18 protein-coding genes, 2 tRNA genes and 1 pseudogene are annotated in these 21,773 nt (G+C 62.2%); 9 read left to right on the top strand and 12 right to left on the bottom strand.

Annotation, left to right across the window (positions count from 1 at the left end):
• Positions 1 to 2 precede the first annotated feature (2 nt).
• The 4 genes from purH to OES25_03095 are packed head-to-tail and all read right to left on the bottom strand — an operon-like array spanning position 3 to position 3,894.
• The gene (gene purH / locus OES25_03110) at positions 3 to 1,571 is read right to left on the bottom strand and encodes a bifunctional phosphoribosylaminoimidazolecarboxamide formyltransferase/IMP cyclohydrolase (GenBank protein MDH3626626.1); all 1,569 of its coding nucleotides are present in this window, start codon (positions 1,569 to 1,571) and stop codon (positions 3 to 5) included.
• Positions 1,568 to 2,338 carry a hypothetical protein gene (locus tag OES25_03105; GenBank protein MDH3626625.1) on the bottom strand — a complete coding sequence of 257 codons (771 nt, stop codon included), beginning with the start codon at positions 2,336 to 2,338 and terminating at the stop codon, positions 1,568 to 1,570. The genes purH and OES25_03105 overlap by 4 nt, the downstream gene beginning before the upstream one ends.
• A 50-nt stretch (positions 2,339 to 2,388) precedes the next feature.
• A complete protein-coding gene (locus OES25_03100) occupies positions 2,389 to 3,273 on the bottom strand; it encodes a tetratricopeptide repeat protein (protein MDH3626624.1) in 885 nt (294 codons plus the stop codon).
• Positions 3,274 to 3,300: 27 nt separating this feature from the next.
• Positions 3,301 to 3,894 (bottom strand): hypothetical protein, encoded by a 594-nt coding sequence (locus OES25_03095; protein ID MDH3626623.1) that lies wholly within the window; start codon positions 3,892 to 3,894, stop codon positions 3,301 to 3,303.
• A gap of 55 nt (positions 3,895 to 3,949) precedes the next feature.
• Between OES25_03095 and selA the strand changes: the two genes are divergently transcribed.
• Complete coding sequence (selA, locus tag OES25_03090; GenBank protein MDH3626622.1) at positions 3,950 to 5,398, top strand: L-seryl-tRNA(Sec) selenium transferase; 1,449 nt, start codon at positions 3,950 to 3,952, stop codon at positions 5,396 to 5,398.
• Here selA and ychF read toward each other — a convergent pair.
• Positions 5,388 to 6,464, bottom strand: coding sequence for a redox-regulated ATPase YchF (gene ychF, locus OES25_03085; GenBank protein MDH3626621.1), 1,077 nt, complete (start codon positions 6,462 to 6,464; stop codon positions 5,388 to 5,390). The two genes, selA and ychF, sit on opposite strands and share 11 nt — an antisense overlap.
• Positions 6,461 to 7,009, bottom strand: a complete 549-nt coding sequence (locus OES25_03080; GenBank protein ID MDH3626620.1) for a hypothetical protein — start codon at positions 7,007 to 7,009, stop codon at positions 6,461 to 6,463. Before OES25_03080 ends, ychF begins: the two co-directional genes overlap by 4 nt.
• Positions 7,010 to 7,084: 75 nt before the next feature.
• On the opposite strand from OES25_03080, the gene OES25_03075 reads away from it, so the two are divergent.
• The 5 genes from OES25_03075 (at position 7,085) to OES25_03055 (ending at position 14,490) form a co-directional block, all read left to right on the top strand.
• Positions 7,085 to 7,161, top strand: a tRNA-Pro gene (locus OES25_03075).
• A gap of 175 nt (positions 7,162 to 7,336) precedes the next feature.
• Positions 7,337 to 12,634 (top strand): hypothetical protein, encoded by a 5,298-nt coding sequence (locus tag OES25_03070; protein ID MDH3626619.1) that lies wholly within the window; start codon positions 7,337 to 7,339, stop codon positions 12,632 to 12,634.
• Positions 12,635 to 12,719: 85 nt separating this feature from the next.
• The gene (locus tag OES25_03065; protein ID MDH3626618.1) at positions 12,720 to 13,094 is read left to right on the top strand and encodes an NFACT RNA binding domain-containing protein; all 375 of its coding nucleotides are present in this window, start codon (positions 12,720 to 12,722) and stop codon (positions 13,092 to 13,094) included.
• A 298-nt stretch (positions 13,095 to 13,392) separates the two neighbouring features.
• Positions 13,393 to 14,193, top strand: coding sequence for a DUF1566 domain-containing protein (locus OES25_03060; GenBank protein MDH3626617.1), 801 nt, complete (start codon positions 13,393 to 13,395; stop codon positions 14,191 to 14,193).
• A gap of 220 nt (positions 14,194 to 14,413) precedes the next feature.
• Positions 14,414 to 14,490 (top strand) — tRNA-Arg (locus OES25_03055).
• 24 nt (positions 14,491 to 14,514) lie between these two features.
• Here the strand turns inward: OES25_03055 and OES25_03050 are convergent.
• Complete coding sequence (locus OES25_03050) at positions 14,515 to 14,973, bottom strand: helix-turn-helix transcriptional regulator (GenBank protein ID MDH3626616.1); 459 nt, start codon at positions 14,971 to 14,973, stop codon at positions 14,515 to 14,517.
• A 198-nt stretch (positions 14,974 to 15,171) separates the two neighbouring features.
• On the opposite strand from OES25_03050, the gene OES25_03045 reads away from it, so the two are divergent.
• A complete protein-coding gene (locus OES25_03045) occupies positions 15,172 to 15,723 on the top strand; it encodes a hypothetical protein (protein ID MDH3626615.1) in 552 nt (183 codons plus the stop codon).
• A 70-nt stretch (positions 15,724 to 15,793) separates the two neighbouring features.
• Here the strand turns inward: OES25_03045 and OES25_03040 are convergent, their stop codons facing one another.
• The 3 genes and pseudogenes from OES25_03040 to OES25_03030 all read right to left on the bottom strand — a co-directional run bounded on the left by OES25_03040 (position 15,794) and on the right by OES25_03030 (position 17,027).
• Positions 15,794 to 16,474, bottom strand: a complete 681-nt coding sequence (locus tag OES25_03040) for a class I SAM-dependent methyltransferase (protein ID MDH3626614.1) — start codon at positions 16,472 to 16,474, stop codon at positions 15,794 to 15,796.
• A gap of 109 nt (positions 16,475 to 16,583) precedes the next feature.
• Positions 16,584 to 16,934, bottom strand: coding sequence for a type II secretion system protein GspG (locus OES25_03035; GenBank protein ID MDH3626613.1), 351 nt, complete (start codon positions 16,932 to 16,934; stop codon positions 16,584 to 16,586).
• Positions 16,908 to 17,027: pseudogene (locus OES25_03030) on the bottom strand (prepilin-type N-terminal cleavage/methylation domain-containing protein). The gene OES25_03035 and the pseudogene OES25_03030 overlap by 27 nt, the downstream one beginning before the upstream one ends.
• Positions 17,028 to 17,337: 310 nt before the next feature.
• Between OES25_03030 and OES25_03025 the strand changes: the two are divergent.
• Positions 17,338 to 19,119, top strand: coding sequence for a DUF1554 domain-containing protein (locus OES25_03025; GenBank protein MDH3626612.1), 1,782 nt, complete (start codon positions 17,338 to 17,340; stop codon positions 19,117 to 19,119).
• 70 nt (positions 19,120 to 19,189) lie between these two features.
• On the opposite strand, the gene OES25_03020 is transcribed toward OES25_03025, so the two are convergent.
• Positions 19,190 to 20,455 (bottom strand): S41 family peptidase, encoded by a 1,266-nt coding sequence (locus OES25_03020; GenBank protein ID MDH3626611.1) that lies wholly within the window; start codon positions 20,453 to 20,455, stop codon positions 19,190 to 19,192.
• A gap of 89 nt (positions 20,456 to 20,544) precedes the next feature.
• Between OES25_03020 and OES25_03015 the strand changes: the two genes are divergently transcribed.
• Complete coding sequence (locus OES25_03015) at positions 20,545 to 21,009, top strand: Lrp/AsnC family transcriptional regulator (GenBank protein MDH3626610.1); 465 nt, start codon at positions 20,545 to 20,547, stop codon at positions 21,007 to 21,009.
• Between the two features lie 354 nt (positions 21,010 to 21,363).
• Here the strand turns inward: OES25_03015 and OES25_03010 are convergent, their stop codons facing one another.
• Positions 21,364 to 21,525, bottom strand: coding sequence for a hypothetical protein (locus OES25_03010; GenBank protein MDH3626609.1), 162 nt, complete (start codon positions 21,523 to 21,525; stop codon positions 21,364 to 21,366).
• Between the last annotated feature and the right edge of the window lie 248 nt (positions 21,526 to 21,773).

Below are 21,773 nucleotides of genomic sequence, written 5' to 3'. Positions count from 1 at the left end.
CGCTAGTGTCGGAAGTGACGTCGCCCGGTGAACACCATCGCGACGTCATGTTCGTCCGCCGCCGCGATCACCTCATCATCCCGGATCGAACCGCCCGGTTGGACGACGGCGCGAACGCCGACCTTGGCGGCGACGTCGATGCCGTCACGGAACGGGAAGAATGCGTCGGAGGCCATCGCGCAACCCTCGAGCGGGGTGTTTGCCTTATCGGCACCGAGGCGTGCGGAATCCACGCGACTCATCTGACCGGCACCGATGCCAATTGTCCGATCGGCGCGCGCATACACGATGGCATTCGACTTCACGTGTTTTGCCACGACCCAGCCAAATTCCAGGGCCTTCCACTCATCCTCGGTCGGTGCGCGACGAGAGACGACACGACTCTCACGCACCGACTCCTCGATCCGGTCCCAGGTCTGGGCCAGGAGGCCGCCGTTGACCCGACGAAGATCCATGCCGCCGCGAGTCGCATGTTTGATGTCGCCGAGTTCGAGACAACGTAGCTTCTTTTTGCGTGCCAGGGTTGCCTTCGCCTCGTCGTCGAAGCGGGGAGCGACGACCCCCTCGTAGAACTGCTGGCGGATCGATTTTGCAGCCCGTCCGTCCACGGTTCGATTGAATGCGATCACGCCGCCAAATGCGCTAGTCGGATCACATGCCAGCGCACGTTCGAACGCTTCTGCGGGGTCGGTCCCCAGCGCGACGCCACACGGGTTGCCGTGTTTGACGATCACGCAGCCACTCCTTGGGAGTTCCAGCGCAGCGCCCAGGGCCGCGTCGAAGTCCAGAATGTTATTGAAGCTGAGTTCCTTGCCCTGGAGTTGGGTCGCATCCGCCAGCGATCCCGCCGACGGCAACGGGTCGCGGTAGAACGCCGCCTGCTGATGGGGGTTCTCGCCGTAGCGCAGTCCCTGCAGCTTGCTGTACTCGACTACCAGCCGTTCGTCGAAGGCATCCTCTTCCGGTTTTGAGTCGTCGTTCTGTGGTCGCTCGAGGTAGGTCTGGACCGCCAGGTCATACCCGCTGGTGTGGCGAAACGCCGTTGCCGCAAGTTTGCGTCGGGTGGTCTCTCCGAGGCCACCGTCGGCCTGAAGCTCGTCCGCGATCGGACCGTAGTCCGAGGGGTTAACGACCACGCCGACGTGGGCATGATTCTTGGCAGCGGCGCGGACCATGGTCGGCCCGCCGATGTCAATCATCTCCACGACCTCGCCATGGGAGACTCCGGCCGTCGCCACCGTCTGCTCGAAGGGGTAGAGATTGACGACGACCAGGTCGATCGTCTTGATGCCTTCTTTCTCCAGGTCGGCCATGTGAGATTCGAGATCCCGCGCGGCCAGGATCCCGCCGTGGATCTTCGGGTGCAGTGTCTTCACGCGCCCATCGAGGATCTCTGGAGAGCCGGTGTAGTCGGCGACCTTGACGACGTCGACTCCGTGTTCGGAGAGGAGGCGAGCGGTCCCGCCGCTGGACAGGATCTCGACACCGGCTTTCGTCAACTGTTTGCAGAAATCGACGACACCGGTTTTGTCATAGACGCTGACCAGGGCCCGTTGGACCTTGTGATTCATCGGGAACTCCGTGGATCGTCCGGTTGACGATTGGATTGGTTGCGGAACGGGGTGTGGGACATGTCGCCGTCGGCTTCCTGCCACACGGCCAGCCAGACCCGAGCAATATCATTCACACTTCGGGAGTAGGAGATAGAGGCGACGGCAAACGGTACCGAGCGATCGTCGAACGCACCGCGGTGCGGGGGGTCGCCGGCGCGGTCGTAAGCATCGGCCAGGACCGCATCGTTGGTCGTCGCCCGGGCGAGGATCTCTTCCACGTATGGCCCGACGTCGGCAAGACCGCCGCCGAGGTCGTGATCGTCATAGTAGACGAGCGGAAATTTTGGGAGGCGCTCTTCGCAGAGCGAGCCGAAGTGCCGGTAACGCGAGTCGACGGTATCGTCACGGGGGCTGACCCCCGGTGGGAAACCCACATCCAACGTGTAGTGGGCGAGACGGCCGAAGGCCTCGGCGACTTCGTCGAATCGTGCCGGTCGATCCAGGACGCCGCGCAGCTCACGTGACGCCGCCAGGACCGCGGCTTCCAGGTCGCCACCGGCGGTCATGGGACGATGGTCGGCACCATCCTCATCCTTCATCGGATCCAGCAGTCCGCGGAGCAGCGCCTTCTCGTGTCCCTGAAGTGCCGTCCTCAGCGTTCTGGGCATCAGTTCCACCGCACGTTGCGTCATGGCGATTCGCGTGCGGGCCGTCCATGCCGACGCGGGTGTCGTCAAGATCGCCAGCGCGACCGCAACGGACAGGACTTTGAATGCAATTCGCATGGGCTGCGAATTGTATCAGCGCAACGGCGAGGCGTCAGCGTCGTCGTCGGCTACGGGGTCTTCCCTTCGGGCAGCTCCACGAGGGGGAGTCCCATCGACCCGGTCTGACCCTGGTAAAGCATCAGTTTGACGGCGGTCAGGCGGTCGTTGTTGGCCGCCTGGGGGTTGGTCTTCGGGTCCCCGAGGGAGGGGTCCAGCGTGAGGGCGATCCGGTACTCCTCCAGCGCATCCTCATACTTGCCGAGACCGTCCAGCGTCGCACCCAGGTTGTAGTGGGCGAAGGCGTTGTTGGGGTTCAGGCGCAGCGCACGGGTATAGGCGGCCGCCGCGCGATCGATCTCTCCGGCCTGACGATGGAGCGTGCCGACGTTGAGCCAGAGCAGCGAATCCGAATCGTCCACGGAGAGCGCGGTGCCGTAGTAGGTCAGTGCCAGATCCAGGAATCCGTTCTGGCCGAGGAAGTTTCCGAAGGCACCCAGCTGCTGGGCGCTGGCCTCGCCGGTATCGACGAGATCCAGGTAGGCCAGCACGGATGGGTCACGGGCCAGCACACTCTGACGGACGAAGCCCTGGGCCCGCGCCAGCTCGCGGGGGAGTCGCACGGCACCCTGTGCGGCGCGACGCTCCGCACGACTCGGCTTCTTGACGACGACCTCGTCGGTGCGGGCGGACTCGACCGCCTGGGCTTCGGCGGGGGAGAGGTCGGTCGGATCGTGGGCCCGCTCGGTAGCCGCCTTGGCGGCCTCCTCCGATTCGCGGCGTGTCTGGCGGGCGGCCCGGCGCTCTTCCCGCTTGCGCTCGTATTCGGCGATTCGCTCCTGTCGGGCCTTTTCCTTGGCGGCGCGCTTGTCACCGTTCTCCGAGCCCTCCTGGGCGGCGATCGGTGCTGCGACAGCCACCACAAGGATCAAAAGCCATAACCTCGACAACCTCATCACCGTACTCCGTGCGGTCAGTCCGCTCTAGCGACCGGGGCGAGCCTTCAACTGGACCTTGCCGTCCTTGGCCACCACGCGCAACTCAATTTCCTCACAACCGGATTTTTTTCGGATCCGACTGGATTGGGCTTCAACGCCCAGGATGAATTTTTCGAAACTCGGTGTCCGGGTCCCCTTTTCATGGGCGGCCACGAACGATTGGTAGAGATCCTTTAATCGAGCGGCGTCGGCGTGGGCGTCCGTGACCCGACATCGAGCCAGGGTGCCATCTGCCGCGGCAGGCGTCGAGGGCTGGGTCGCCTGCGAACGGGGATCCACGATCCGACCGTTTTCAAGGTAGCCCTGTTCTCGTCCACGTATCGTCTTGTCCCAGAGTTCGGATAGACTGTTGAAGCGGCTGACGGCCGTAGTCAGATGAAACCGCTGGGCGTAGTTGGCGTGAGACGTGTCGATATTGCGACGGATCAGACGTTCGAGTTGGGCCCGCAGCTCTCGCGGCGGGATCTTGCGCGCCCCGACGAAGAACATGTCGTACTGGACCTTCAGCTGCCGGGTGCCGACCTCAAGGGTATGGATGTCGGCCTCGAGCTGGGCCTCGGCTTCAGTTTTCTCAGCCATCGTTCATCCCTGATGTTCCCATCCCACGTTCAAATCTAGGGATCCTGGCCCACGGATGCAAAAGAAACGGGGACAACGGAACCAGTCTAAGGTACGGGCCGACGGCCCGGGGCGTCTACCGGCGGTCTCGGAACTCCTGGAGCATCGACGGGGGAGGCGGCTTCGGCGGGTTTTTGGCCCGGATTGGGCACGGGAGAGCCTTCGGACCGTCCTCGATGAGCGACGACGCCGGCTCCGCGGTGACGGTCGGATCGACCCCTCGGAGTTGAAGCCGACGACGATCCTGGCCGCAGCCGAGGCCTGGGCCCAGCGACAGGCCGAGCCGCAGCCGAAACCGCTCCTCAATGCGACCGGCGTGATCGTCCACACCAACCTCGGTCGTTCCGTGCTCTCCGAGGCAGCGGCCAAGAGGGTCGCCGCATCCCTGAGTCACTACGTCGACCTGGAGTACGACGTCGAGGCCGGAGGCCGAGGCGATCGGATGGCACCGCTGCGCCCCCTGATGGAGCTGCTGTTTCCCGGTTACGACTTCCACGTCGTCAACAACAACGCGGCGGCGACGATGTTGGCCCTGCATGCCCTCTGTCGTGGGAAGGAGGCGATCGTCTCCCGCGGCGAGTTGGTCGAGATCGGCGGGTCGTTCCGGGTCCCGGACATCATGCGGCTCTCCGGCGCACGACTCGTGGAGGTGGGGACCACCAACCGGAGTCGTCGCGGGGACTACGCGGCGGCGATCGGGAAACGGACCGGGCTGCTGATGAAGGTCCACACCAGCAACTTCCGCATCGTCGGCTTCGCCGCCGAGGTCGGCGTGGCGTCGTTGTCGGCACTCGCCGCGAAGCACGAGATCCCGCTGCTGGTGGACTGGGGGAGTGGCGACCTGGTCGACCTGCAGGATGTGGGGATCCGGGACGAGACACCGATCGCCGAGATCCTCAAGGCCGGCGCCGATCTCGTCACCTTCAGCGGCGACAAACTTCTGGGTGGGCCCCAGGCCGGTTTCCTGGTCGGAAGGCCCGAGGTCATCGCGAAGGTCAAGAAAGACCCCTTGGCCCGGGTCTGTCGTCTGGATCGGATCCTGATCTCCGCGCTCCACGAGACGCTGCTGGCCTACGCGTCGGGGCGGGCGTGGGACGAGGTGCCGACGCTACGGATGATGAAATTGAAGGCGACCGCCATCGGACGTCGGGCCAGAACGATCGCGGATTCGCTCAAGGACCGAATCGATCCGTCCTATCGGCTGGCGGTCGTCAGCGGTGTCTCGCGGACCGGTGGGGGGTCGTCACCTCGCGGGGAGATCGGCACCCGTCTTCTGCGAGTCTCCGTCGACGGACGGGACTGCGGAGAGTTACAGGGAAGGCTGCGCGACGGTACGCCGCCGGTCATCGGTAGAGTCCACGACGGTAGTCTATTGCTCGACCTGCGAACGGTTCCGGCGGAGTCTGACGATCAGATCGGACGTCGACTGGGGGAGGTCCTGTCGCAACCGCTCGCTAGACGTTGAAGCGGAAGTTGACCACATCGCCGTCCTGCATCGGGTATTCCTTGCCCTCGAGTCGAAGCGTGCCGTCGTCGCGGCAGGCGCTCCAGCTCCCGTTGGCGTCGAGATCCTTGTAGGCCACCAACTCGGCGCGGATGAAACCTCGCTCGATATCGCTGTGGATCACACCGGCGGCCTTCCGCGCGTCGGTGTCCCGTCCGATGGTCCAGGCTCGACACTCGTCTTCGCCGACGGTGAAGAAGGAGACTCGATCCAGCAACGCATAGGACGCTCGGATCATCCGATCCAGCGCCGGTTCGCGGATGCCCATCTCTTCCATGAAGACGGCCGCATCGTCCCCGTCGAGTTGTGCGATCTCCGCCTCGAGTTTGGCCGACATGGCGACCACGGCGGTCCGATCCTGAGCGTCGACGGCCTCGAGGTTGAACGAGGCGGCTCCCTCGTGGAGTTTCTGCGCATCGTCCTCGCCGGCGTTGATGACCACCAGCAGCGGCTTCAGGGAGAGGAACGTGTAGCCCCGCAGCAGTCTCAGCTCGGTCTCGTTCCAGTCGCCGTTACGCAACGGCTTCTCTTCTTCGAGGTGGGCCAGCACCTTGCGGAAGATCGCCAACTCCTTCTTCTCTTCTTCCTTGGCGGTCTTCTTGACCAGCAGATCCAGCTTCTCGACCCGTCGCTCCGCGACGATCAGGTCGGCGAGGATCAGCTCGGTCTCCATGGCGGCCACGTCCCGCGCCGGATCGATGGGGCCCTCGGAGTGGGGGATCGATTCGTCCTCGAAGCCGCGGACCACATGGGCCAGGGCGTCGACGGTCCGCAGCGCGTCCAGGGGTAGGGTCTTGGCGGCCTGTCCCTTCTCGACCCCGGCCAGATCCAGGTAGGTCACCGTGGCCGGCGTGGTCTTCTTAGGCGAGTACATCTCGCTCAGCCGGTTCAGGCGGGGGTCCGGGACCCGCGTCACGCCCTGTTGCGCCTCGCCGCGGCCGCCGTGGGCCGCCGGTTCCAGGCCGGTCAACAACTGAAACAACGTGGACTTCCCGGTTAACGGGAAGCCGGCTAGACCGATTTTCACGGCAGATCCCTCGGGGCCCCGGTCTTGCGGAAGAACAGATCGTAGGCGATGACGTCGGCGTCCACCTGGAATCGGATCGATCGGCCGTCAAACCTCCAGGCGGTCTTCTGATCCTCCTTCTGATCCTCGATGTTGACCATCATGGAGCCGGACTCGTGGATCGCCCACTGACCCAGCCCCTCGGCGCTATTGACGAACAGACCGTCCTCGAACAGGTCGAGGCTGACCCCTTCATACTCTTCCTGAGTCGCCGTCAGGAATCGGAGGACAATGGCGTCGACCTGCGGGCCGCGGACGATCCGCTCGATGGTCTCGGGTGTCGCGTTGTCCCGCTGACCCTGGGCGCGGGCATCTCGAATGATGAGTTGGCGGATCCCTCGCTCGGTGATCTTCCAGTCGATCTCGTAGTGGCCGGCGATCTTGACCGGTGACACGTCCAGGGGGGACGGATCGGTCTGCTGGCCTAAGGCAACGCCGGCGACGCAGAATTGGGCCAGCGACAGCGCCAGGATCGTCCGTAATCGAAAATGCCTGGGTCTATTCATGGTTTCCGCTCCCGTCCACTCCAGAATAGCAAGATTTGACCGTACGTCCCGCCCCTCCTACCATGCGTGCCACGTCGGGGCGTAGCGCAGCCAGGTAGCGCATCTGCTTTGGGAGCAGAGGGTCGCAGGTTCGAATCCTGCCGCCCCGACCACTATCTAGCGGGGGAATCCCCCGGAACCCGGTTGTGGCGGTTGATCTGGGCCACTTTCTCGCGTAAATGAATGAGGACAACTTATCAAGAGGCTGCCCGTCGGGTGGGTTGGCCTTCGATTTAATGTGCCTCCAGGGAGTCTGGACCCGCCATCGGTCCGACGAAGGGGAAATCCATGAAGACGGGACGCGTACTCTGGCTGCTGGGATCCACGGCATTGCTCTTTGGGCTGATCGTGGTCCTGCTGCCGCAAACACCGACTCCGGAAACCAAGGCGACAGCGGTCGTCGAACCGACAGCCGTCGAACCGACACCGCAGGCCGTGGTCGAAGCGGCAGACACGGAGAGCGAAGAACAGGCGCGTGACGTCGTGCTACCCGACGTGGTCGCCCGCAGTCACATCCCGACCGAGCAACTTCAGGGACTCGACTTCAAGGTCGTCCCCAGTCGACGCAACATGCCGGTCGTCACCCACATCCAGACGGAGAACGCCAAGCGGCTGGATAAGGAGTTAACCTCCATCTTCGTCCCCAAGACCAAGAAGTTTCCTCGTAAGCCGAAGCCCCACGTCTCGTTCGATGACGGAGCAGAGGCACTGGCGCTCCCCGGACAGTTCAGCGAGAACGAGGGTACCGGTCGCGCGCCGTTGATCACGTTCTTGTCGACCACGATCTTCAATTCCGGTTTTGCCCCGGCGGATCCCCACGGCGCCGCCGGGCCGGTCCACGTCGTTAACGTGGTCAACACCAACTTTCGATTCCACGAGAAGAGCACCGGCGCGGTCACTTCGACCGGCTCCCTGATCACCTTCTTCAATCCCGTGATCGCAAACACCAACAACATCATCACCGACCCCAAGGTCCTGTATGACCAGTACGAGGATCGGTTCGTGATCATCCTCCTCGAGGTGCCCAATGCGACCGCCGACGCGCGGATCCTCATCGGCGTCTCCGACGACTCTGACCCCAACGGGACCTGGTACCTGTCGTGGGTCGATGCGTCCATCATGCTGGCCGGCGAGGCGACCGCCGCGGACTACCCGGGTCTGGGTATGGACGAGGCGGCAATCTTCGTGACCGCCAACCAGTTCGGCACGACAAACTTCAGGAATAGCCTGATCTACGTGATCGATAAGGGGCTGACCGGTGGGCTCTACGACGGCACCAGCAACGGCGCGGAACTGACGGCCGATGTCATCGTCCCCTCCGTCGTGCCGGAATCTCGAAACTTCACCATCCAGCCGGCCCATCAGTTCGGTGTCCATCCTGACGCGGACAACCGGAACTACTTCACCGCCTATACCGGACTCAACAGCGCCGGCAGCGCGTTCGTCAACCTTTACGAGCTGCTGGACGATCCGATGAACCCGGGTCAGTACATCCTGCTTCAGGATTATGTCAACATCGGTGCCGTCGACAACACCGGTGCCTTGATGCCCGGAGCGGAGCAACCCGGCGGCGCCGGATTGCTGGATACGATCAATCGTTCCGTCTTCGATGCCGACTGGCGGGACGATCGACTTCACCTGGCCTTGCTGGTCAATCCGTCGAACCCGAGCCCCGATGCCGGTCAACCGACCGCTCGTTGGGCCGAAATCGATACGACGGTCTCGGGGAACCCGGTTTCGTCCAACGGCGCCAACGTCGGTGGCGAGGATCTTGGGGTGGGAACCAACACGTTCTACCCAGCACTGGCGGTGAACGCCAACGGCGACGTGGGTATCGGCTTCTCGGCCTCCAGCACGACCCTCAATCCGGGTGCCTATTACACCGTCCATGAGTCCACCGACGGTCCCGGGGTCGTTCAGCCTTCGGAAGCCGTGCAGGTGGGTCTGAACACCTACGAAGACACCAACGGCAACCGCTGGGGTGACTACAGCGGCATCGCCGTCGACCCCGTGAACAACAGTTTCTGGGTCTACAACAAATTCGGCAGTGCCACGCAGGACGCCTGGGCCACGGTCTGGGGTCAATTCTTCGTCGGTCCGCCGCCGACCTCCGTCGCCTTCGATCGCACCAACTATGGTTGCGATGACCTGGCGGTCGTCAACGTGATCGACGACACTCAGTCGGCCACGGCGACGGTCACCAGCTCCACCGATTCGGAGGTCGTCTCACTGAGCGCCGTCGACTCGCTGCGAACGACCGGATCGATCGCGCTGGCTATCGGCGACACGACCAACGACAACGGCGTTCTGGGTGTGGCCGAAGGGGACACGATCACCGTCACCTACGAGACCATTCACAACGACACGGCGCCGATCGTCTGTACGCTCGACGCGTCCACGGGCGGTGCGTTCCTTTCCGGTGGTTGCGATAGCTGGACGACGGCGGACCCGCTGGTCAACACCGGTGAGAAATGGCTGCCCTACGCCGATACCGACGAACTGCTGGTCTTCAGCTACACGGTCGTCAACAACGAATTGCGCACCGTCGACAACGTGATCCTCGAGTTCGACGACACCGCGGTTTCACCGCCCTCCGGGTGTCTGAGCGTGCTCAGTCAGAATCCGTTGAACATCGGTAGTATCCCCGCCGGCGAGACGGCCAGCGGTAACTGGAGCGTTCGGGTCGAGACCTGTCCGTCTCTGACCGAGATCACGCTCGAGGTGACGGTGACCGCCGACGGTTATCAGAACCCGCTGGTCCTGGCGGATGTCAACTCGATCGTCAACGCCGACGATGTCATTGAACAGCACGGTGTCTGCTTCAATCACACCGCGGCTGACATGACCAGCCTGGCGTGGACCGCCGACGGTTTCGCGGACATTGGCTGGCAGCGATCGTCCCAACCCGGTTGTGGCTTCGAGGATCGCACCGTCGGAACCTGTTTCGACGCGTCTGCCGGCATGTACAAACAGACCAACTGTGGCGGTACGTCGATCCCCGGCAACTCCGCAGGCACCCTGGTGCCGACGACACCGATCTCGTTGATCAACTCCGGGACCGACGGCGGCACGGGACAACCGTGGCGTTACGGCATGACCTACTTCTCCTTCGATACGTCGACCTCGGTGACCGGAGAGGACGATGTGATCTGGGGTCTCTTCCTGGATGACGATTATCAGGGCGCTCAGGTCATCGACGGAGCGACTCCGTTGGATCAAAACAACGACGGCACCGGCTGGCCCATCTCCGCGGCCTTCTTCTCGATGGCTGCCCTGGACTGCTGCGACCCGACGCCGGGAGCCTGGGACTGGGATGCCTCCAACGCGGTCAGCCCCGCCACCGCGTTCTGTGAGCCGGTCACCGACGTGACCGAAAACCGTCTGACCATCTGCATCGGCAGTGCCGCAGCCGGTGTGAGCCAGGCGGGCGACATCGAGATGCCCGGCGATCATTCCCTCAACTTCGCTCTGCTGGCCGTCGAGGAGCAGCTGTTCGGCATCGCCGACGGCGTGGCCACCGACGGCTTCGGCATCGACAACACCGAACTGGGCTGGGAAGAGTTCCATGCCGGTCCCAACACCGGAGACTGTGGTGTCTCCGGTCAGTGCGGTCAGGTTTCGTTCTCGGTCGGAACGCTGCAGACAAGCTGCCAGAACGAACCGGTCGAGATCCGTGTCATCGACGGCGATGCCATCGGCAGCTCGTTAATGGTGACGGTCACCTCCACCAGTGGAGGGGACTCCGAGGCCGTCGTCCTGTCGAGACAGGGTGCGTCCGAACTGTTCCTCGGGTCGGTCGCCGTTTCGACGGTCTCCGGATCGTCGGTGGGTGACGGTGTCGTGTTCGCGTTGCCTGCGGACCAGCTGCTTGCGACCTACGATGATCTGGATGACGGCACCGGTTCGCCGTGCAGCGACGTCACGTCGGCGCTGACCGACTACCCATCGGCCAACATCAGCATCGCATCGCGAACGGTCACGATGGACAACGGCGATGCCGACAACAACCCGGACACCAACGAGGACTTCGCGTTCGAGTTGGAGCTGTTCAACGACTCGGCGACGACGCTGACCAACGCGACAGTCTTCATCGAGACCGATTCGCTGGCCGTCTCCTGTCTGATTCGTGACTCGGCCGACTTCGGGACGATCCTCGGCGGGGCGATGGTATCCAACCCGGGTAGCCCGTTCCGCTTCCAGGTCGACCCCGCTTATGAGTGCGACGCGATGGGCGATCCCGACACGCTGACCTTCGGTGTCACGGTGCTCTCCGACGAGATCTGTGGTGCCGATGGTCGATTGACCACCAGCTTCACCCTCGATATCGACCTAGGGGGTGGACCCATCGCGCCTCCGCCGCCGTCGGCCCAGCTGGCCTTCAGCGACGAGGACTCGCGAGATCCCGACGCCCGCTTCGGTTCGGTACCGATCCAGCGGAGTTCCAGTCGGGTCCTCGAAGCCTCGACGACGAGCCGACCGGTAGCGACCGTGGGTCAGGACCCGATGTCGATCTCGCCGCCGGCCGGTGACGAAGAGTCGGACACCAATCGTGCCGAGGGCTTCATCGTTCAGGCCTCCTCAACCGAAGGCGTCGTTTCGGTGACCCGCGGGACTCCGGGTGACGCCCAGGTAAACGCGACACGCGCCGTATGCGGCAACGCCCAATACGACAACGGCACCGCCGACACGGCGGAGTGGTTCAACGGCGGCATGGCCGGCAACACCGACTGCGCCATGGGTCAGCTGTGGAACGCGTCGGACTTCGGCATCGTCGGCGATTACGAAGTGACCGCGATCTGCATCGACAACTCGATCAACTTCGGTGGCCCGTGGCCCAACCACTGGTACATGCATCCCGATCTGGCCGGTGCGCCGGACTTCGGCACGATCCTGGCCGACGGTATCCTGTCGAGTGGCGACGGTGCCGGACAGGTCGAGTTCCCCTTGCCCGCACCGGTGGGCTTCACTGCCGGTCAGAACTACTGGATTGTCGTCCGTGGCGACCCGGTCTGTTGTAGTGGTGAGGACTTCAACCTCGAGGTCGATCAGGTGACCGCGGCGGTGCAGTCGTTCCGCAACGACTGTGACGGCGTCGCCAACATGACGACGCCGTCCACCGGCGAGTACGTGATCCACTCGACGATCTTTGCGTCGAACCTGGTTTGTGACACGACGGACAACAGCGGTCTGCCGACCTCCTGCGCGACGTCGGTCTCCGAGCCCGGCTCGTCTCCGCTGCTCGTCAGTCGCATCCCCGGACCCGTGAACAACATCGTGGATCTGGAGTTCGAGGATGCGGGTAGCGTGTTCGACTACAACGTCTTCGTCTCCAACTCGGCATCGTCGCTGGCGGCCGCGCCGTTCGATGTCGAGGGCCCCAACGGTCGTAAAGACTGTGCGGTGGTGACCTCGGATCTCGGCGCGACTCGCGAGATCACGGGATACGACGTAGGTGCGGGGATCACGGGCAACGATCTCGTGTTCATCCTGGTCGGTACCAGCACGGCGGTGCACAACGGACCGCTCGGGGACAACACCCCCGAAGGGGCCCGCAACAGCACGTCGCTGTGTGTGGCCGTTCCCTGACGGCACGCAAGAGCAAGTAGCAAGTGGGGGCATGGCGCAGGCCATGCCCCCTTTTTTGTATAGCGCGTGCTGCTATCCTCCGGGGATGAATGTGAAGTACCGAACGGTGGTCGTCGACGGCTGGGAGATCCTGGTCGGCAAGGGCGCCGGCGACAATGACCGGCTGACCCTCGAAGTCGCCGACCCCGACGATCTCTGGTTTCATGTCGCCGACTACTCGGGCTCCCACGTCATCATCCGGATCCCCGAGGGGGCCGGTGAGCCGCCACGAGAGGTGGTGCGCAAGGCCGCCCAGCTGGCCGCCTGGCACTCCAAGGCCCGCGGCGCCGGCGGCAAGACCGAGGTGCATGTCTGCCGGGCCGGGGATGTCCGCAAGCCCCGTGGGTTCGCGCCGGGCAAGGTGCAGTTGACCCGCTGGGAGGCCATGAAGGTCTACGTGAAGGACCCCGACGACGATTGAGATGATAGGCTGACGATCCGGTCTAAAGCGCGCGTAGCTCAGCTGGATAGAGCACCAGCCTCCGAAGCTTTTCGACCGCGTCGCGTAATTCGCTATCGGCGAGATAGAGACGCGCTTCCCGTCGATCAAAAACAGCCGGGAGCATCTAAGTAAAACAAGCCGTGTTTCCTCCGACCATACAAAACAACTGTCGTTTATCATGAAGGCAAAAGCGTTCGATTGTCGGGCTGCACCTGTCGCCGTATACTTTGAGCGCGCGCTTGAACCCATCAGTTGGGCCTAAAGGGGGGGAGGGTAGATGAGAAACATCCGTTTGGTTTTGCTTCTCTTGTGCTCCGCGGTGATTGCTGGCCCAGCAACCGCCCAACCGGCTTCACCGCTGGGTGCGGGTTCCGGTCCGGATCATGCCGGCGTGGTGCCATCCGAGTTGGTGACGCTGTGCCACATCCCGCCGGGTAGCCCAACCTCTACGACCACGATTCACGTGCGTGCCACGGGAGTTTGGTCCCATCTTGCACACGGCGATCTTGAAGGCGCCTGTGCCGACGATTGCGGGAAGGACCAGGCGCCGGTCCAGAAAACAGGTCAGACGGCGTGTTGGGACGTGAATGGCGAGTTGGTGCCCTGCAGCGGCACAGGGCAGGATGGCGAGAACCAGGCAGGCGTCGCGATTACACCACGCTTCATGGAGAACCTCGACGGAACAGTCACGGACGGGTTGACCGGCCTGGTCTGGCTGCAGGACGCGACCTGCTTTGCAGAAAGCAACTGGCTCGCCGCCCTGGCAGGGGCCGCCGCATTGGCGGATGGAGCCTGTGGACTCTCCGATGGATCAATCCCCGGCGACTGGCGTTTGCCCAATGCCAGGGAGGCCATGAGCATGATCGATTTCGGTCAGTGGAACCCCGCCCTGGCAGCTGACCATCCATTTGTCGTGCCCGTGTTCTCGGGCCTGACCCCGTTCTACTATTGGTCCTCGACCAGCCTGGTCCAGTTCCCGTACAACGCGTTTATTGTGCGCCTTAACGACGGTATCCTCACAACAGGGGCCAAGTCCTCCAACACCCTCTTGGTGTGGCCGGTGCGAAGCACACCCTAGGCGGAATCGCGGCACCCTAACGGAACTCTACTGTGCCAGCCACGATGGAATACCGGCAAGAGCTTCCGCGGTTGGATGATTCCAATCTTTGAGTCGGCTGGTATCCCTTACGGCTATCACGTTCTGCGCCACACATGGGCGACGAGACTAAGTGAAACTTAGACTGGACAATTTGCGGTACACTGAAAATCAGTCGTAAGTTACTGCCAATACGTCTCACGCGCGCGTAGCTCAGCTGGATAGAGCACCAGCCTCCGAAGCTGGGGGTCGCAGGTTCGAATCCTGCCGCGCGTACCAGCCTCCCCTAGAAAGGGGACAGATTTATTTATTGGGGGTTCGGCTCAGCGGTCCGGACCCCGCGTCGTCGTTCCCATCACTCCACGCCCGCATCAGGTCCGCCATCAACACCGTCAACGCGTATTGCCGGTCGGTAGGTATCCGCCGAATAAAGAGCGAAAACTCCCGAATCAGCTTGATCTGCCTCGGCGTGTAGTCCTCGCCGTGGCTTCCATGGGCCGCGTACGTCTCCGGCCGGATCAGATCCAACATGCAAGTCCCTTCCTGACTGATCGGGCACTGCACCCCGTGTCGATGCTCGGCCGGATCGAACGGAACCAGCTCGTCCAGCTGCACCTCCATCGCGCGGGCAATCCGCGACAACGTTCGATACGTCGGCTGGACCTTGCCGGTCTCGATACGGGATAGGTACGAGGGCGCGATGCCCGCATCACGGGCAACAGCGGCCTGAGATCGACTTCGTCGAAGTCTTGCTGCCGCCAATCGTTGACCGATTTTCGGCTGAACAACCATGATGAAACCGCGTCGATGCCACGGTCCTAACGCTGTCCATCGGAGGCAGGGAACCGCAGCCTCAATAACAAGAGTGTATACCCATTTCAAGCCGATGAATTGACCCTTCGGGACCAAAATTCAAGAATGGCTTGCGCACGCAGTTCTACACGCGAAAAGGAGGTCGGTATGAAAAAACGTGCTCTTGGTCTCATTTTTGTTGCCGCGATGTTGGTCTGGGGCAGCCCGGTCTCCGGCGCGCCGGCCGACGCGGATAACATCGGCCCGGTCCCAGGAGACGAGGTGATTCCCCAGCCCATACCCCTGCCGGTCGTTCCCCAACCCGTCCCGACCACGCAATCGGACCGGATGCAGCTGGTCGGGTTCTCCACCAAGTCGTTCGCCGGCAACGTGGGTGTGCTGACCATGTCGAGCGCGTGTCAGGAAACATTCGCCGCGAGCCGGGTCTGCACGGTCGATGAGATCCGCATGAGCGTCAATATCCCGTCGGCGCTGTTCCTCGGAGGGGACTCGGCCTGGACCCAGAACATGGCGAAGGCCGGCTCGCTCTTCCTCAATGAGCCGGACCTGAACTGCAGCGGCTGGATGTCCAACGACCACATGGACTATGGGACGACCATCAATCTTGGCGCTTGCTTCGGCGGCATCAAGACGGAACGCTGTCATATCGAACGGGCCGTTGCTTGCTGCTCGATGAAGGTGCCGGTTGCCGAGAACTGATCTGTTCTCATGAGGGCCGTGCGATCCGTGCCGTCGGCCCTCTTTTTGTGTTTGCGACGCTAGCGTCCCGCTACTTGAAGCCGTGGTAAGCGGTGATGGACTTCGTCAAGCCCAGCGCCTTCTCGGTGTAGAACAACGCCTCGGGAAAGAGTTCTCGCATCTCTCCCCTGGTAAGCAGGCGGATCGTTTGCGCGTGGAGTCTAGCGAGTTCTGCGTTCCCGTACATCCGGCGGGCGAGAGGCCAGTTCTTGGCGATCACGTACTTGGCGCCTTTGGGAAGATACTGGATGAACGGAAAAAGGAAATGTGGCTCTAGAGGGAAATGCCGCCAGGGGGTCTGGACGTAATAGCTTCGGGCGACCCGTTTCATTTCCGCCGCCATCTTTCGCTGATTGTCCCAGGTCTCGACATGCTCGATGACCGAATTCGAGTATGCGACGTCGTAGGTCCCGTCGGCTGTATCGCGCAGATCCGTTGCGTCGCCTTCGAGGGTTTTGAGGTAGGGCAGTTCCGCGGGTTTCTGTGGGCCCAGGTTGACGACGTCGACGGTGATGCCGTTTTCCGTATCGCCCAGATTCGCGCGCCAATACGCCTCGGTCCCGCCCACGTCGAGGATTCTGATCGGTCGATCCAGTCTGTCCAGCAGGGAGCGAAAAAACTCGAAACGCTTCGCCCGCGCGCGAGCCGCAGCACGAGCAATGGGTCGGATCGCTTCGGATCGGTTAGCAGGGGGCTCGGTTCCAACCGTCATGGCGACTCGCTCAGAGGTGTTTCATTGTTGCGGGGCACCGGAGGCTGACCGCTCGCTCCTATTGTAACGCCCTTTGAGCGGGGACGTGGGGTTCAACGCCGACCAGGCTCTACTGCTGCTTGCCTGCGGGCCACTGATAGAACTGGCCGTTGGCGAAGATGATCGCGTCATCGAAATACGCCGTCTCGCCACCGACTACGTTGATCGCCCCGCCGTCTTTTCCGCCCGACGCAATCGTGTATTCGAAGGGCACCGAGTCGACCACGTACGTGTTGGACCAGCCATCTTCGGATGGGATGGACTCGGTGTAGAGCGGGACTAAGGCCGACTGCAGCCCGGCGATGGTGTTCACCATCGGATAGTTGGTGTTGTCCACCGAATAGTGTTCGATCGCACTGCTGACGGTTCGTAGGTCGGCCATCGTTCGTTTCTGCTTGGCGCGATCGAGCGCATTGAGCAGATTCGGGATCGCGATCGTAGCGATGATTCCGATGATCGCAACGACGATCAACAACTCGATCAGGGTGAACCCGCTGGTCTTGCTTCCTCTCATGAATGACCTCCGTCATTGTTTGAAGAGCAATTTGCAGGCCAGCGATGCAGCAGAGCCTGAGTCTCGTAAATCCCCGAATTCCTTGGAACTATTGGCGGGGGCCAGCGAAAATTGACACAAATCTGACGTTGATTGTCAGTTCGGTGCGTGAACTGAAACCGGGTGCTGGGACCGTCGGCGAAGCGCGTCGAGGCGCGTCCCCAAAAATTCTTTCTTTTGTCTGCCGAATAGAACGCTTTTTCTCGCCTTAGTGTTCGGGTAGGCGGCTGGCATCGCCCCGGCCGAATCGACCCTTACAGGAGGTGCGATCATGGGTTCGTGGAGTCGAAGGGTTTTCGGTACCGTCTGCGTGGTTCTTGCCGGCCTGGCGGGAAGTGCAGCGAACAGTTGTCTCGTCTCCGTCGGCAGTCAGCCCGGATCGGATTTCGCGACGATCGCCGATGCTCTGGCCAGCGCTGGCGTCACGGACGGATGCGTGCTCCTGGTTCAACCCGGGATCTATACATCCCCGCTCGTCATCGAGCACCCGATCGATTTGGTTGCCACGGATGGGAGCCCGGCGAACACGATCATCGATGGTCTCGGTGCTGCCATCGCCGTTAGGATTGCGGAACGCCCCGGTGACTCGAGGCCGGTCGGCATGAGCGGTTTCACCGTTCGCAACGCCGGGATCGGAATCAACACCGACGCGGTTGCCAAACTCTCGAACATGGTGCTGGATCAGCTCTCGCAAACCGGACTGGAGGTTGGAGAGGGGACTGACGCCCTGGTCGAGGGCAGTCGGATCACCGGTGGAACGGAGGCGGCGCTACATCTCTACGGGAACGCAGACGTGTTCAATAGCGTGATCACGGGTCCCGCGGATTGCGTCCGGCTCGAGACCGTCGGCACGTCCACCCTGGCTTTCTCTACGGTCACGGGGTGCGACGTCGGCGTGCGGCAGACCACCCCGTGGGTGGCGGATCTGCTCGTCGTCAACAGCATCGTCTTCGGGAACGTCACGGACGATCTTGTGGGCGTCGACTGCGCCAGCGTCGTCTCCAGTGATACCGATGTGGCGTGCTGCACGGTCAACGACAACATCTGCCAGGACCCCCTGTTTCTCGATCCCGCCGGTGACGACTACCGTTTGCCGCTAGGCTCCCCGGCAATCGACGTTCTCGCCACACCCGAGAACTTCCGCGGCAACCCCACGACCGATTACGACGATCCCGGATCGGCGCACGATCAACGACTGCTTGACGCCGATGGTGATGGCTTGGCGCGGGCGGACATGGGGGCCTACGAGCTGCACAATCCCGCACTTGTCCCCGGAGCGGTGCAGAACCTGCAGCTTGGGGCGATTCCCACGACCGTGCTCATCTGGGACGTCGACCCCGACGTGAGTGCCGACGTAAACGGTGAGTACCGCGTCTATCGTGGCGCGCTCAACGACATCGGATTCGATTGCTGGGGTACCACCGCGGGGGCAACCACCAGCACGACCTACCTGGAGTTCGATCTCCCGCCGTCGGGAGAGGGTTACTTCTACTTGGTTACCGCTGCAACGACTGTACGCGAGGGCACGTTGGGTTACGGGTCGATCGCCGAACGCAGCCGTTTCGCCTCGTGTCGCCGGCTCGCCTTCGTCTCCAGCCTCGCGAGGGACGGAAACTGTGGCGGCGTTTCCGGTGCCGACAAGAAGTGCCAGCTGATGGCTCGCGCAGCCAATCTTGCCGGAACCTATAAAGCCTGGCTCTCGGACGGTGTCTCCGGCCCCGGCACGTCGTTCTCGCAGTCGACGGATCCCTATGTGCGCGTGGACGGGACGGTCATCGCCAACAACTGGGCGGCCTTGACCTCGGGCAACCTGCTGGCTCCGATCAATCTCGACGAAAGCGGCAGTGTCGTCCCCGATTCCGCGCTGGAGCGGGTATGGTCCGGCACCCTGATCGACGGCACGCCGGGCCCGGATCATTGTAACGGCTGGACGGACAAGGATTCGTCGACCGATGGAGGCATGGGGAATCCCTGGTCGATGAACGCCGACTGGACCGATCTGAGCACTTACTCGTGCGCGATCCCGCTCCATTTTTACTGCTTCGAACAGTGACGGTGACACACGCGATTGGATGACCTGGCCCCCTAGACCGATCCAGCCAACACCTAGGGTTCGCGGATTCTCAGGACCGGTCGTCCTCGAGTGTCGTGGGCCGGGCCATCTTCAGGACTGTGTCCAAAGCCGGGTCGCGACCGGCGATGTAGTCCTCGAAGCTCGTGCCAACGGGAATATCCGGTGGGATCCAGGGCCGCTCGTCCTGCACGTCACTGAGCTGGTAGAACTTGGCGGAGTAGCCTATCGAGAGGCCGGAGTAGGGCAATTCCAGATCTTCGCTCTCTCCGTAATGATTGGGCTTGCCGCGAGTCGGCTCACCGACGAATGTCGCGTTCAAGCTGCGCTCCATCTGGATGGCGAACTCGATCGCAGCCGAAAACGTTCCACGACCTATGAGGCCGAACACCTGAACCTCTTGCGTCTCCTGGTAGCGTTTCAACGGGCTAATAAGATGTCGGTTCAGTGTTTGATCTCCCCCTCCGTTACTCCTGATGTCCACGACAACGGCCTGCGGCTTCTTCGCTTGCAGTTGCTTCCAGAGCTGAGCGGCGAACTTCTTCAGAGGGAGCCCCTCCTGGTTCTTGCATTGAACATACTGGATGTAGAGCACCCGATCGGAGTCCAGAAACCGGTAAGAGTAGTTCTCCTGCGCGGCCGCGGTAGACGGGGTGGACTTGCGTTCGATACTCTTCCACGCGATCTCCTGGTACGAAGAAAGCGCCATCGGCGCGACCTGATGAACTTTCCGAGTACCGTCGGGAGTCATCAAGTCGAGTGAGACCGGACCGTCGGAGGGTGCTGCTCCGAGCGCGGCCAGCATCTCGACCATCGTCAGCCTCGACGGTCCGAAGTGAAGCGCACTCATCTCGTTGTCACCGGAGATGTAGCGCGCGACTTGCTCGAGGGCGTCCTCAGCGGGCAGGTCTCCAAACTTCAACACCTTTGCACCCAGCAGATCCGCGTGCTCAGGAGCCGCCATCAAGATAAAGAGGCCATCTTCGAAGCGGCCGAGTACCACGGGCAGTAGTCGGAATCCCGTTCCCGCCTGTCCGAGATTGAGCTGCGTGTGGCCGTCACCGATACGGGCGAGAATCCTGGCCAGCTCCAGCGCCATCTCGGCATCGGTCAGTGAATCCACCCGCGAAAGAAGTTGATTCATTTCTGCCGAGAACTCCTCCGCGGGGAGCTGATGGAACAGATTGGCATGGCGTTGTGGGAGGGTGGAAGTCAGCAACTGGATATCTTCGCTCCGACTGTCCGAGGCGGTTCGAGAGACCGAGCAGCCCCAGAAGAGCAGGACGATCAGGAGGAGCGCATTTCGATTGAATTCCATAGAATTTCCTATGTTTCTGTTATTATGCCGCTATAATTACTGTATTGTACGCAATATCAGGTAAGTTTTCAATATGGAGTAGGGGTGTCATGGACTCGATCGACTATCGACTACTGGATGTGCTCCAGACGGACGGCAAGACGTCGTATTCCACGCTGGGCCAGGCGGTAGGACTGTCCATCTCGGCGGTGAACGAACGCTTGAAGAAGCTGCAGTCGGCAGGTGTGCTGCGGGGGTATGCGGCGCTCGTGGACCCCGAGACAATCGGTCTCGGGGTTTGCGGCTTCGTTCAAATTCTCATCACGGATCCGGCCAGGGAGGAGGGACTGCTGAGGACTATCGAGGATTTCCCCGAAGTACAGGAATGCCACTGCATCACCGGAGATTTCTCGTACCTCCTCAAGGTGCGGGCCACGAGTCCCAGGGCGTTCGAGGATTTTCTCCGAGGCAAGATCAAGACGATCGCCGGCGTCGTACGTACTCACTCCCTGATCGTCCTGACGACCTACAAGGAGACACCCGCGCTACCTCTGCCCTCTGCCGCCGGAGAGTGACTCCGAGCCGAGTTGACAAGAAGTGGGGTGGTACGCGATCGTCCGCGCCCGGCTTCTTAGGAGTCGCGCCGGCATCCCGGACGCCAGCTTCCACTGACGGATACCCTCACGGTGATGAACACGCGCCTGTAGCTCAGCTGGATAGAGCATCGGCCTTCGAAGCGTTAGATAGCCCCACCGTGAATTGGCGGAATACCGCGAAGTTGCGGTGGGGCTTTTGTTTGTGGGCTCAGTCGTTAGCACGAGTAAAACGAGTAGCGCGGTCAATGGGCTGCCGTAGGGTCCCTGTTCAGGTCCCTACTCATCTTTGCCTCGTAACGATCCTCTTGGACGACGCAAGGAATCTGTAGCTGGTCAGGAACCCGACTTCTTGGCGGCCTTGGTCTCGAAATACGCAAACACCAGATAGGCCAGGACCGAGCCAATCGCAAAGGTTCCAAGTTTCGTCTGAATCGTCTCAGAGTTGAGAGGATTCGGGTTGAAGATGACATCCACGAGGAGGCTGACGAGAGCCATGCCAGCCCCCGTCGCGAGTGCGCGAAGAACTCGAGATCCTATCAATTTCATTTGCATGTTCCTGACCCGAAAAGCGGTGAGGTGTCTAACTCGAACACGGCTCGAAAAATATGCCCTATTCACCCTCGTAGAAGAAGCATTGCCCCAGATGAATGACATCCGGGTTCATTTCGTCCTCCGGGTTCAGCCAGCAGGGCTTGCTGGTTGGCCGTCACATTCCGGCTGGCTGATGCTCGAAACACTCGGTA

It is taken from the genome of Acidobacteriota bacterium, from assembly GCA_029861955.1.
In the GTDB taxonomy this organism is placed as follows: Bacteria; Acidobacteriota; Polarisedimenticolia; order Polarisedimenticolales; family Polarisedimenticolaceae; genus JAOTYK01.
The sequence above is the reverse complement of the archived record's forward strand: the minus strand, read 5'-3'. Positions and strand labels throughout refer to the sequence as shown.

What these genes read in the sequence shown, in the direction of transcription:
- OES25_03025 (MDH3626612.1), top strand. Translation starts at nt 17,338, where the DNA reads ATGGGTTCGTGGAGTCGAAGGGTTTTCGGTACCGTCTGCGTGGTTCTT.
- OES25_03065 (MDH3626618.1), top strand. Translation starts at nt 12,720, where the DNA reads ATGAATGTGAAGTACCGAACGGTGGTCGTCGACGGCTGGGAGATCCTG.
- OES25_03020 (MDH3626611.1), bottom strand. Translation starts at nt 20,455, where the DNA reads ATGGAATTCAATCGAAATGCGCTCCTCCTGATCGTCCTGCTCTTCTGG.
- OES25_03010 (MDH3626609.1), bottom strand. Translation starts at nt 21,525, where the DNA reads ATGGCTCTCGTCAGCCTCCTCGTGGATGTCATCTTCAACCCGAATCCT.
- OES25_03060 (MDH3626617.1), top strand. Translation starts at nt 13,393, where the DNA reads ATGAGAAACATCCGTTTGGTTTTGCTTCTCTTGTGCTCCGCGGTGATT.
- selA (MDH3626622.1), top strand. Translation starts at nt 3,950, where the DNA reads ATGCAAAAGAAACGGGGACAACGGAACCAGTCTAAGGTACGGGCCGAC.
- OES25_03100 (MDH3626624.1), bottom strand. Translation starts at nt 3,273, where the DNA reads ATGAGGTTGTCGAGGTTATGGCTTTTGATCCTTGTGGTGGCTGTCGCA.
- purH (MDH3626626.1), bottom strand. Translation starts at nt 1,571, where the DNA reads ATGAATCACAAGGTCCAACGGGCCCTGGTCAGCGTCTATGACAAAACC.
- OES25_03105 (MDH3626625.1), bottom strand. Translation starts at nt 2,338, where the DNA reads ATGCGAATTGCATTCAAAGTCCTGTCCGTTGCGGTCGCGCTGGCGATC.
- OES25_03095 (MDH3626623.1), bottom strand. Translation starts at nt 3,894, where the DNA reads ATGGCTGAGAAAACTGAAGCCGAGGCCCAGCTCGAGGCCGACATCCAT.
- OES25_03015 (MDH3626610.1), top strand. Translation starts at nt 20,545, where the DNA reads ATGGACTCGATCGACTATCGACTACTGGATGTGCTCCAGACGGACGGC.
- OES25_03070 (MDH3626619.1), top strand. Translation starts at nt 7,337, where the DNA reads ATGAAGACGGGACGCGTACTCTGGCTGCTGGGATCCACGGCATTGCTC.
- OES25_03080 (MDH3626620.1), bottom strand. Translation starts at nt 7,009, where the DNA reads ATGAATAGACCCAGGCATTTTCGATTACGGACGATCCTGGCGCTGTCG.
- OES25_03040 (MDH3626614.1), bottom strand. Translation starts at nt 16,474, where the DNA reads ATGACGGTTGGAACCGAGCCCCCTGCTAACCGATCCGAAGCGATCCGA.
- OES25_03045 (MDH3626615.1), top strand. Translation starts at nt 15,172, where the DNA reads ATGAAAAAACGTGCTCTTGGTCTCATTTTTGTTGCCGCGATGTTGGTC.